The organism is Streptococcus oralis subsp. tigurinus, assembly GCF_002356415.1.
In the GTDB taxonomy this organism is placed as follows: domain Bacteria; phylum Bacillota; class Bacilli; order Lactobacillales; family Streptococcaceae; genus Streptococcus; species Streptococcus oralis_F.
This window is the reverse complement of record NZ_AP018338.1, coordinates 904,037-914,878: the sequence shown is the minus strand read 5'-3', so window position 1 is coordinate 914,878 and position 10,842 is coordinate 904,037. Positions and strand designations below refer to the sequence as shown.

At 40.9% G+C, this 10,842-nt stretch carries 12 protein-coding genes; 4 read left to right on the top strand and 8 right to left on the bottom strand.

Features of this window, described 5'->3' with window-relative positions; all coding sequences use genetic code 11:
- Positions 1-60 precede the first annotated feature (60 nt).
- From STO1_RS04655 to STO1_RS04620, 8 genes are all read right to left on the bottom strand, one after another.
- Positions 61-870 carry an MBL fold metallo-hydrolase gene (locus STO1_RS04655; protein WP_096422162.1) on the bottom strand — a complete coding sequence of 270 codons (810 nt, stop codon included), beginning with the start codon at positions 868-870 and terminating at the stop codon, positions 61-63.
- Position 871: 1 nt separating this feature from the next.
- Positions 872-2,221, bottom strand: coding sequence for a cell wall metabolism sensor histidine kinase VicK (vicK, locus tag STO1_RS04650; protein WP_000568721.1), 1,350 nt, complete (start codon positions 2,219-2,221; stop codon positions 872-874).
- Positions 2,214-2,921, bottom strand: coding sequence for a response regulator YycF (gene yycF / locus STO1_RS04645; RefSeq protein ID WP_096422160.1), 708 nt, complete (start codon positions 2,919-2,921; stop codon positions 2,214-2,216). Before yycF ends, vicK begins: the two co-directional genes overlap by 8 nt.
- A 59-nt stretch (positions 2,922-2,980) precedes the next feature.
- Positions 2,981-4,156 carry an A/G-specific adenine glycosylase gene (gene mutY, locus STO1_RS04640; protein ID WP_096422158.1) on the bottom strand — a complete coding sequence of 392 codons (1,176 nt, stop codon included), beginning with the start codon at positions 4,154-4,156 and terminating at the stop codon, positions 2,981-2,983.
- Positions 4,157-4,239: 83 nt separating this feature from the next.
- Positions 4,240-5,214, bottom strand: coding sequence for a phosphate acetyltransferase (pta, locus tag STO1_RS04635; protein WP_096422156.1), 975 nt, complete (start codon positions 5,212-5,214; stop codon positions 4,240-4,242).
- 17 nt (positions 5,215-5,231) lie between these two features.
- A complete protein-coding gene (locus STO1_RS04630) occupies positions 5,232-6,122 on the bottom strand; it encodes an RluA family pseudouridine synthase (protein ID WP_096422154.1) in 891 nt (296 codons plus the stop codon).
- Positions 6,119-6,937 carry an NAD kinase gene (locus tag STO1_RS04625; RefSeq protein WP_000799063.1) on the bottom strand — a complete coding sequence of 273 codons (819 nt, stop codon included), beginning with the start codon at positions 6,935-6,937 and terminating at the stop codon, positions 6,119-6,121. Before STO1_RS04625 ends, STO1_RS04630 begins: the two co-directional genes overlap by 4 nt.
- The gene (locus STO1_RS04620; protein ID WP_000151555.1) at positions 6,921-7,592 is read right to left on the bottom strand and encodes a GTP diphosphokinase; all 672 of its coding nucleotides are present in this window, start codon (positions 7,590-7,592) and stop codon (positions 6,921-6,923) included. Before STO1_RS04620 ends, STO1_RS04625 begins: the two co-directional genes overlap by 17 nt.
- A gap of 128 nt (positions 7,593-7,720) precedes the next feature.
- Between STO1_RS04620 and STO1_RS04615 the strand changes: the two genes are divergently transcribed.
- The 4 genes from STO1_RS04615 to STO1_RS04600 all read left to right on the top strand — a co-directional run bounded on the left by STO1_RS04615 (position 7,721) and on the right by STO1_RS04600 (position 10,838).
- Entirely contained in the window at positions 7,721-8,290 is a 570-nt protein-coding gene (locus tag STO1_RS04615) for a CYTH domain-containing protein (RefSeq protein ID WP_096422152.1), read from the top strand.
- Positions 8,291-8,401: 111 nt separating this feature from the next.
- Complete coding sequence (locus STO1_RS04610; protein WP_001283847.1) at positions 8,402-9,361, top strand: ribose-phosphate diphosphokinase; 960 nt, start codon at positions 8,402-8,404, stop codon at positions 9,359-9,361.
- A 9-nt stretch (positions 9,362-9,370) separates the two neighbouring features.
- Positions 9,371-10,486: a cysteine desulfurase family protein gene (locus tag STO1_RS04605; protein WP_033606401.1), complete on the top strand. Its 1,116-nt coding sequence runs from the start codon at positions 9,371-9,373 to the stop codon at positions 10,484-10,486.
- 4 nt (positions 10,487-10,490) lie between these two features.
- On the top strand, positions 10,491-10,838 hold the full coding sequence (locus tag STO1_RS04600; RefSeq protein ID WP_000863524.1) for a DUF1831 domain-containing protein: 348 nt from the start codon (positions 10,491-10,493) through the stop codon (positions 10,836-10,838).
- Positions 10,839-10,842 lie beyond the last annotated feature (4 nt).

Below are 10,842 nucleotides of genomic sequence, written 5' to 3'. Positions count from 1 at the left end.
TCGTGTTTGGAGTAGAAAATAATAGCTAAACATAAGAAAAGAAGGCACTCGCCTTCTTTTTTATATATCTGTTAATGGAGTTGCGGTATCTGGTGAGGTATCATAAACCTTAAAGTCTACTCCGACTCCCAGATCAGCTTGGGCTAGCTGATTGACCATGGTCATATGAGCCAGCTCCTTGATATTGTTCTCTTTGGACAAGTGGCCAAGGTAGATTTTCTTGGTACGATTTCCCATGGCACGAATCATGGCCTCAGCACCGTCTTCGTTAGAAAGGTGACCGAGATCAGATAGGATACGCTGTTTGAGTCGCCAAGCATAAGATCCAGCTCGTAAGATTTCTACATCGTGGTTGGACTCGATGAGGTAACCATCCGCATTTTCAACAATTCCTGCCATACGATCACTAACATAACCTGTGTCAGTCAACATGACAAAACTCTTATCATCCTTCATAAAACGATAAAACTGTGGTGCTGCCGCATCATGGCTAACACCAAAACTCTCAATGTCGATATCACCAAAGGTTTTGGTTTTACCCATTTCAAAAATATGCTTTTGTGAAGAGTCTATCTTGCCAAGATACTTACTATTCTCCATAGCCTGCCAAGTCTTTTCATTGGCGTAAAGATCCATACCATATTTACGAGCCAATACACCGACCCCATGGATATGATCTGAGTGCTCATGCGTAATCAGAATCGCATCCAGATCTTCAGGTTTGCGATTGATTTCAGCTAGCAGACTTGAAATTTTCTTACCAGACAAGCCCGCATCCACTAGGATTTTCTTTTTTGGGGTTTCCAGATAAAAGGAATTTCCACTGGAACCTGATGCTAAAATACTGTATTTAAAGCCTTTTTCACTCATTCTAGTCTTCTATTTCGTCCTCCCATATTTCTTCTTTTACGGCATCCTTATCATAAGGGAGCACTATGGTAAAGGTCGATCCCTTACCGTATTCACTTTTGGCCCATATAAAGCCATTGTGTTGTTTGATGATTTCTTTTGCGATGGCTAGACCTAGACCAGTTCCACCTTGAGCCCGGCTTCTTGCACGATCCACACGATAGAAGCGGTCAAAGATCTTCGGCAAATCTTGCTTTGGAATACCTAGACCTTGGTCTTTGATGGATAAAATCATCTGGTCATCAGTGGTCTTCATGCTAACAGTAATTTTGCCGCCATCTGGTGAGTACTTGATTGCATTGTTAAGAATATTATCAATCACCTGAGTCATCTTATCGGTATCAATCTCAATCCAAACTGAATTAATTGGATAATCTCTAACAAGTTCATATTTTTTCTCGTCATCCTGACTTCTCATCTTATCAAAGCGGTTGAGAATAAAGGTGATGAATGCTGTAAAATTAATCAATTCCACATCTAGCTGACTTGTCGTATTATCAATACGAGAGAGATGCAAGAGATCTGTTACCATCCGCATCATACGGTTGGTTTCATCGAGTGAAACCTTGATAAAATCAGGAGCAACAGGATCATACAGAGCTCCCTCGTCCAAGGCTTCAAGATAAGATTTAACACTGGTCAAAGGAGTTCGCAACTCGTGACTCACGTTCGAAACAAAGAGTCTTCGCTCACGCTCTTCCTTCTCCTGTTCGGTCGTATCATGTAAAACGGCAACCAAACCAGAGATGAAACCTGACTCACGACGAACCAGAGCAAAACGTACACGAAGGCTCAGGTATTCCCCATTCACATCCTGGGAGTCAATCGTCAACTCAGGAATCTGTGTAATCAGGTCACGCAGCTCATACTCATCTTCTATCTTAAGCAATTCGAGGATGCTTTTATTCAGAACATCTTCTTTCTGCACACCGAGCTGTTTCTTGGCCATATCGTTAATCATGGTAATCTGGCCACGGCGATTGGTCGCAAGAACGCCATCTGTCATGTAAGAAAGAATACTGTTCAATCGTTTACTCTCTTGTTCCAGATTTTCTTGGGTCAAACGAATAACTTCTGACAAATCGTTCAGATTATTGGTGATATTGGTGATTTCTGTACTTCCTTGCAAGTCCAAAACTTGAGAATAATCACCTGCAATCAAGTCCTTAACCTTTTGATTTATCTCCTTCAGACGGATATTATCCCGACGATTTTCCAGTAACAGCAAGGTCACCACCAGGATAAAGCCAAGTAAAATCAGGATAAAGATAAAATCGCTGGTCAGAATAGTTTGTCTAATATCTTCAATCATTTTTTCTCATATAGTATCCAACACCACGACGTGTGAGAATGTACTCTGGGCGACTTGGAGTGTCTTCTATTTTCTCACGCAAGCGTCTAATGGTCACGTCCACAGTACGAACATCACCAAAATAGTCATAACCCCATACAGTCTCAAGCAAGTGTTCACGCGTAATCACTTGACCAATATGAGACGCCAAGTGATACAAGAGTTCAAACTCACGGTGGGTTAAATCTAATTCCTCACCATATTTCTTAGCCACGTAAGCATCTGGAACGATTTCCAAATCACCAATTTGTAAAGGCTGCGTCTTCTTCTCATCAGACTCTTGGCTATCCACAGAAACTAGATCCGTACGACGAAGTAGGGCCTTGACTCGTGCTTGCAACTCACGGTTTGAGAAAGGTTTTGTAACATAATCATCTGCACCTAACTCTAAACCAATAACCTTGTCAAACTCGCTATCCTTAGCTGATAGCATGATAATCGGCACGCTACTAGTCTTACGAATAGCTTTAGCAACTTCTAAACCATCAATTTCAGGTAGCATCAAGTCGAGGATAATAATATCCGGTTGCTCAGCTTCAAATAGCTCGATTGCCTCACGACCATTGAAGGCTGTAACGACTTCATAACCTTCCTTGGCCATATTAAACTTAATAATATCTGAGATTGGTTTCTCATCATCTACAATTAATATTTTTTTCATTTTATCACCTTTTCTCTATCTATTATAACAAAAAAATGCAAAGAAGGTACAAATGGCTACTATAGGCCTTTATCTTCAAAAGTTGTTTTATAAGCCTGCCAAATTTTTTGTTGAGGTTTCGCAAGTGGATAATCAGAAAACTCCTGAGGAGAAACCCAACGAATTTCTCTGTCCGAAAACTGCTTTGTTTCTGTCACCTGGCCAGCTTGGATTTGAATATGCCATTTCCGATGACTAAATACATGCTTTACCTGGTCAAATACTTGCTGGGACCAATTCACTTCTAAATCATAATCCTGCTCAAAGTTTTCTTGAGGACTTGGTCCAAATGCTCTGCTTTCCTCTGTGACTTGAGAAAAGAGATCTAGCTGATCGTCATCACTTGAGAAATCATCAACTTCAATCAAGGGGAAATGCCAAAATCCAGCTAGCAGTTTTTCGCTTTCATTTTTCTCAAGTAGATATTGACCACGGTCATTGCGTACAACCAAAGCCTTGAGATAAATTGGGAGAGGCTTTTTCTTGGGTTCTTTAATCGGATATACATCCATGGTCCCATTCTGATAGGCTGCGCTAAATTCCTTAATAGGGCTTTCTTCTGGTCGAGGGTTAACTGGTGCCTCTATGTCAGAACCTAAATCCATCAGTGCTTGGTTAAAATCACCTGGTCGTTTCGGATCAATCAAGATTTCCATCATAGCTTGGAAAATCTTTCGATTGCTGGGAACTCCGATATCATGATTAACCTCAAACAAACGTGCCAAAACTCGCATGACATTGCCATCGACAGCTGGCTCAGGCAAGTTAAAAGCGATACTAGAAATAGCTCCCGCAGTGTATGGTCCAATCCCTTTCAAACTAAAAATTCCTTCATAGGTGTTTGGAAATTGACCCCCAAAGTCAGCCATAATCTGCTGGGCTGCAGCCTGCATATTGCGTACTCGAGAATAATAGCCCAATCCTTCCCAAGCCTTCAGTAGACGCTCTTCAGGGGCATTCGCCAGACTTTCAACAGTTGGGAACCAGTCCAAGAATCGTTCGTAGTATGGAATAACTGTATCCACTCTGGTCTGCTGCAGCATGATTTCAGATACCCAGATGTGATAAGGATTTTTACTTCTCCGCCAAGGTAAATCTCGCTTGTTTTCATCATACCACTTGAGGAGTTTTTCACGAAATGAAATGATCTTCTCCTCTGGCCACATGTCAACACCATGTTCTTTCAAATCTAACATATATCTAGTATAACATAGAAGCTTCTAACTGTCCTTTTCTCAGTACTAAAAAGCCCCTTCCCATAGGGAAAGAGGTCTATTTCTTATTGATGAACTGCTTGGGCAGCAGTGATAAGGGTCAACTTGTAAACATCATCAGAGTTACATCCACGAGAAAGGTCGTTTACTGGCTTGTTCAAACCTTGCAGAACAGGACCTACAGCCGAGAAACCACCAAGACGTTCTGCAATCTTGTAACCGATATTTCCTGCTTCGATACTTGGAAAGATGAATACAGTTGCTTGTCCAGCTACTTTACTTCCTGGAGCTTTCAAAGCTGCTGTTTCAGGGTGGAAGGCAGCGTCAAATTGCAATTCCCCATCGATTTCAAGGTCTGGACGTAGTTCGTGCGCACGTTGTGTAGCTGCTACTACCTTATCAACGTTCTCACCAAAACCAGAACCTTTAGTAGAATAGCTCAACATAGCAATTTTGGGTTCGATACCAAACATTTTCGCAGTGATTGCTGAGTTAATAGCAATTTCAGCTAAGGCATCTGCATCAGGATTAATGTTGATCGCACAGTCTCCGAAAAGATAACGTTCTGAACCACGAGTCATCAAGAAGGCACCTGAAGTACGAGTAACATTAGGACGAGTTTTAATGATTTGAAGGGCTGGACGAACTGTTGCAGCAGTTGAGTGAAGTGCACCTGAAACCATACCGTCAACCAAGCCCATATATACTAGCATTACACCAAAGTAGTTAACGTCTTCACGCAAGAGTCTAACAGCTTCTTCTTCTGATATCTTACCGTTACGACGTTCAACGAGCGCAGCAACCATTTCGTCAAACTTAGCGTAGTGGTCAGGGTCGATAACTTCGTAACCTTCAGTGATTCCTTCGATTTCAAGGTAGATTTTGATTTTTTCAGGGTTACCAAGCAATACTGGGATAACATCTGTTTCTTTAACCAAACGTTTTGTAGCTTGGAGGATACGAGGTTCTTTCCCTTCAGGGAGAACGATGCGTACATTTTTACCAACTAGGTTGGTTTTTAGACTTTCAAAAACTTCCATGAGTTTCTCCTTTAATATTAATTAATTGATAACTTAGTTATTAAATTCTTAAAATCATCTGGCAGTGGAGATGATATTTCCAACTGTTCTTCAAGAAAAGGATGATAAAAAGATAAGAAATGGCAATGTAGCGCTTGACGCTCTATGCCATGCTCTAAACTTCCACCATAGAGGTCATCTCCAAGTAAGGGAAAACCAATATGTGAAAAATGAACACGAATCTGATGGGTTCGCCCAGTATGCAGTTGAATATCAACCAAGTGAATATCCTCATAAGACGCTACAACTTTGTAAGATGTATGGGCGTATTTTCCACCTTTAGCAACCCGTCTCGTGATAATGGAGTCCACATCACGAGCAATCGGGGCGATAATCTCCCCTTCAGGCTCCAAATCCCCATTGCCCTTAACCAAAGCGAAATAACGTTTTTCGATAGACTTTCGTTGTAGTTGCTTGTCTAATCGTGCATGAGCATAACCGTGCTTGGCAAAGAGCATCAAACCTGATGTATCTCGATCAAGTCTGGTCACGATATGAACCTGCTGATTTTCATATCCCTGTTTAACATAGTAGCCTTTGATAAAATTCGCAATGGTATTAGAATGATTAACACTGGGAATGGAAGCAACTCCATAAGGCTTATTCAAAACCAGAAAATGGTCATCCTCATACAAGATATCTAAGGAACGGTCGATTGCTTCAAGGGTTTCAAAGCCTTCCTCTGCTGGGATGTCAATGGTAACCCTATCTCCAATATCTAAGAGATAAGTCGCATTCTGAGGTTGATTATTGACTAGGATAGCCCCACCTCGAAACTTTATCTTAGCCAACAGTCCTTTAGAAACCTCGTGTTTCTTCAGAAAGGTTTTGACCTTGACATGTTCATCTGCGATAAATTCGAACCTCATTCGTCCACCTCGCCGATGAAGGCATCTTTGACACGATTCCAGAAACTAGTGTGACTTGGTGTTGCTACAAAGTGAATCTTGTGATGGTCGATTTGATACTCAATCCGTTCGATATTACGGAATGAATAGACGCTGTTATCGACTGATATCGTATGGTAATCATTGCGTGTCGGTAAGAGTTCAATCTTATCTTTTTTGGGAATAATGATCGATGATCCCAAAGTGCGATAGACTCGGTTGTTAAGACTCGCTATCTCCGTCAACTGCAAGGCTTCAATAGTCGGATGCAAGACAGCTCCACCCAAGGACTTGTTGTAGGCAGTACTTCCCGTCGGCGTTGAAACAGTCACTCCATCTCCACGAAATCGCTCGAACGGAACATGGTTAATGATGATATCTGCCACCATGGTCCGGTCTGATCGACGGATACTCGCTTCATTTAAGGCCCGGAAGATTTTCACTTCTCCATTTTCAAGCGTTACCTTGACATTCAAAACAGGATAGGAAACTTTGGCACCAGTGTCTAGCAGAAGATTGGTCACCAACTGATCCAGCTCAAAATCACGATAATCTGTGTAAAATCCCAAATGCCCTGTATGAACACCTACAAATCGAACCTTGTCTAACTGATTCTCATACTTGTGAAAGGCAGACAAAAGCATCCCGTCACCACCAATCGAAATGACGATGTCGGGATTGGTATCATTCAGTATAAAATGTTGTTTCTTTAGTTTTTCCCTCAGCTCATGCAAGACCTTCTGACTCTGAGGTTTTCTATTTGCTATGAGGTCAACTCGTTTACCTGTATTCTTCATCTGTATCGTCACTATTTCCTACACCATCGTTTAGTTTTCTGCTCAATGGATCAAAGAGAGCCTGCGCTTCCTGGATATCATCACGAATCTTACCCATTTCTTCATCCAGTTGATAGGCTATTTTGGCCGTGATTTCCAGCCTTTTCCTGATTTCTTCTGGAAAATCGCCCTGATATTTATAATTGAGCGAGTGTTCAATCGTAGCCCAGAAATTCATGGCTAAAGTCCGTATTTGAATTTCCGCCAAAATCGTCTTCGCTCCGTTGATCGTATCAACCGTGTATTCGACAACCACGTGATAAGAACGATAACCTGAAGCCTTACGATGAGTGATATAGTCTCGTTCCTGAACGACTCTCATATCTTGGCGTTTACGTAGAATCTCAACTACCTCTTTAACGTCATCAACAAACTGAACCATGACACGTAAACCCGCAATATCTTGCAGATCATGTTCTAGACTTGCATATGTAATTCCTCGACGAGCCATCTTTTCTTTGATACTTTCAATCGGTTTTACCCGACCCGTTACAAACTCAATCGGAGAATGCTTATTTTGCTTACGATACTGTTTGCGAATTCCTCGAAGTTTAATCTTCAATTCACCAACAGCCTGAATGTAAGGATCTAAAAATTCTTCCCATTCTATGGTCATACTCTCTCCCTTGTAATGTTTGATTGCTCTGTCGAAAATCTTTGATTTTTTCAGTACATTCGTATACAATAAATACATTGTCCATTATACCATAAATCGCTTTCAAAGATATAGAAAAGGTTGAAAAAATGAAACATTTAGAAATAGAATTGAAAACACTTCTGAAAAAAGAGGAATATGATCATCTAAAAAAACAGTTTTCCCATATCCAATCCGTCCTTCAGAAAAACTACTACATTGACACACCAGATTTTCAATTGCGTGAAAAGAAGGTTGCCATGCGCATTCGCACTTTTGCAGATTGGGCGGAATTGACCTTAAAAGTTCCTCAAACTGTAGGAAATATGGAATACAACCAGAAACTAACTCTTCCAGAAGCTGAATCATACCTAGAAAAACAAAAACTACCTCAAGGGCTCGTTCTAGAAAAGCTTGCTAAAATTGGTATTGAAAGTCATGACTGGCTTGTTTTAGGCTGCCTTTCAACCCTTCGTTATGAAACGAAAACAGAAATTGGCTTAATGGCCTTAGATGAAAGTCACTACTTTGACCAAACGGACTATGAACTCGAGCTTGAAGTCACCGACCATGAAAAAGGGAAAGCCGATTTTCAGAGATTTTTAGATGATAATCAAATAACTTATCAGAAAGCTCCATCAAAATTAATTCGTTTTATTAAAAGCATGAAAAAAAGCTGAAATAATCTCCTTTTTTTGGTAGAATAGAAAAGATAAAAATAAAAGAATCTGGCTTTGAAAAACAAAACTTTCTCAAAGAAGATTCGCAAAGTTTACAGAGGACGGTCTATAATGTCAGATAGAAACAACATGAAACTTTTCACCCTAAACTCTAACCCAGAAATCGCTCAAAAGATTGCTGATACAGTTGGTGTACCTCTCGGAAAATTATCCTCTCGTCAATTTTCTGACGGAGAAATCCAGGTCAACATCGAAGAAAGTGTCCGTGGTTACGATGTTTACATCATCCAGTCAACCAGCTACCCCGTTAGCAACCACTTGATGGAATTATTAATCATGGTTGATGCTTGTGTACGCGCAAGTGCTCATAGTATCAACGTTGTCCTTCCTTACTTTGGTTATGCGCGTCAGGATCGTATCGCTTCTTCTCGCGAACCCCTCACTGCAAAACTAGTTGCCAATATGCTTGTCAAAGCTGGTGTAAGTCGTGTTCTAACGCTTGATCTCCATGCTGTTCAGGTCCAAGGTTTCTTTGATATTCCTGTAGATAATCTTTATACTGTTCCTCTATTTGCTAAGCACTACTGTGATAAAGGACTCCTTGGCTCCGATGTTGTTGTTGTCAGTCCAAAGAACTCTGGTGTTAAACGTGCACGTAGTTTGGCTGAATACCTTGATGCTCCTATCGCTATCATTGACTACGCCCAAGACGATTCTAATCGTAACGAAGGCTATATCATTGGGGATGTTGAAGGCAAGAAAGCTATCTTGATTGACGATATCCTAAATACTGGTCGTACTTTCTCTGAAGCTGCCAAAATCGTTGAACGTGAAGGTGCAACTGAGATTTATGCAGTTTCTAGTCACGGTTTATTTGTTGAAGGTGCAGCAGACCTCCTTGACGCTACAAACATCAAAGAAATCCTAGTGACAGACTCCGTAGCAACCAAAGAAAGAACTCCTGAAAATGTATGTTACATTACTGCTAGCGAGTTAATCGGAGATGCGATCGTCCGCATCCATGAAAGAAAACCAGTCAGCCCACTCTTTGCTTACAACAAAAAGAAATAAGGTGATTCTTTGATTTATTTGGACAATGCTGCTACGACTCCTATGTCAGCAGTTGCTATTTCAGAAATGACCAGGGTCATGCAAGAAACCCACGGTAATCCTTCTAGTATTCATAGTCATGGTCGACAGGCTGGCAAACTCTTGCGAGAAGCCCGTCAGGAACTAGCCCAGTTATTGGGGACAAAATCTCAACATATCTTTTTTACGTCTGGCGGTACAGAAAGCAACAATACAGCTATTATTGGCTATTGTCTCCGTCATCAAAATCGTGGAAAACATATCATCACGACAGCTATTGAACATCATTCTGTGCTTGAGACTATCGATTATCTGGTGCAACATTTTGGCTTTGAAGCGACTATCATCCAACCAGTAAATCAAGAAATTACTCCCCAGCAAATTCAAGAGGCCTTACGTGACGATACTATTCTCGTTTCCACTATGTATGCTAATAATGAAACGGGCAGTCTCTTACCTATCGCTGAGATTGGACGTGTTTTAAAAGAGCATCCTGCGGCTTATCATGTAGATGCTGTTCAAGCTATCGGAAAAGTTCCTATCCATCCTGAGGAATTGGGAATTGATTTCCTCAGTGCTTCTGCCCACAAATTCCATGGACCAAAGGGAATCGGCTTTCTTTATGCTTCTTCCGCGGACTTTGATTCCTATCTTCACGGTGGAGACCAAGAACAAAAGAAACGGGCTGGAACAGAAAACCTCGCTGCCATTGTAGGCATGGTCGCTGCTCTTAAAGAGGACTTAGAGCAGCAAGCTGAACATTACCAAAAACTAGAGGGATTAAAATCTGCTTTTCTAGATGAGATTGCAGATCTAGAATACTATCTCAACGAAAGCCAATACCAGCTTCCTTATGTTGTCAATATTGGCTTTCCTGGTCAAAAAAATGATTTGCTCTTGCTACGGTTAGACCTTGAAGGAATTTCAATTTCTACCGGTTCAGCTTGTACCGCTGGTGTTGTACAAACCAGTCATGTGCTTAAAGCATTTTATGGACCAGATTCGCATCGTTTGAAAGAATCTGTCCGTATCAGCCTGTCTCCTCTTAACACTGAGGAAGAACTGAAACAACTCGCACAAACCTTAAAAAATATTATTGGAGATTAATCTAATGGCATTCGAAAAAACCATTAAACTACAAAACTGCCGCTACGACTACACACTTAGCCCAACTGTCAAAAAGTTCACACTGAAAGATAATACTTTCTTTGAAACAAAAGTTGGAAACTTCGAACTAACTCGTCTGCTTGAGAAAGTACCTAACAGCGGTGAAGGCTTCAACCTAAAAATCATCATCAATAAAGACCTTACAGGTGCTAAACTCAACATCACTGACAAGTCAGGCCTTCGTTTGGTGAATATCTTTAAATCAGAAGATCACCATATTCACCAAGAAAAATTCTACTTTCTCATGGACAGCCTTGTAGAACGCGGAATCTTCACAAAAGAAGAAAGATAATTGG

Excerpts from the sequence above, each read along its gene's own strand:
- STO1_RS04610 (WP_001283847.1), top strand. The coding sequence starts at position 8,402 with ATGTCAGATAGAAACAACATGAAACTTTTCACCCTAAACTCTAACCCA.
- STO1_RS04655 (WP_096422162.1), bottom strand. The coding sequence starts at position 870 with ATGAGTGAAAAAGGCTTTAAATACAGTATTTTAGCATCAGGTTCCAGT.
- STO1_RS04620 (WP_000151555.1), bottom strand. The coding sequence starts at position 7,592 with ATGACCATAGAATGGGAAGAATTTTTAGATCCTTACATTCAGGCTGTT.
- pta (WP_096422156.1), bottom strand. The coding sequence starts at position 5,214 with ATGGAAGTTTTTGAAAGTCTAAAAACCAACCTAGTTGGTAAAAATGTA.
- STO1_RS04615 (WP_096422152.1), top strand. The coding sequence starts at position 7,721 with ATGAAACATTTAGAAATAGAATTGAAAACACTTCTGAAAAAAGAGGAA.
- STO1_RS04630 (WP_096422154.1), bottom strand. The coding sequence starts at position 6,122 with ATGAGGTTCGAATTTATCGCAGATGAACATGTCAAGGTCAAAACCTTT.
- vicK (WP_000568721.1), bottom strand. The coding sequence starts at position 2,221 with ATGATTGAAGATATTAGACAAACTATTCTGACCAGCGATTTTATCTTT.
- yycF (WP_096422160.1), bottom strand. The coding sequence starts at position 2,921 with ATGAAAAAAATATTAATTGTAGATGATGAGAAACCAATCTCAGATATT.
- STO1_RS04625 (WP_000799063.1), bottom strand. The coding sequence starts at position 6,937 with ATGAAGAATACAGGTAAACGAGTTGACCTCATAGCAAATAGAAAACCT.
- STO1_RS04600 (WP_000863524.1), top strand. The coding sequence starts at position 10,491 with ATGGCATTCGAAAAAACCATTAAACTACAAAACTGCCGCTACGACTAC.
- mutY (WP_096422158.1), bottom strand. The coding sequence starts at position 4,156 with ATGTTAGATTTGAAAGAACATGGTGTTGACATGTGGCCAGAGGAGAAG.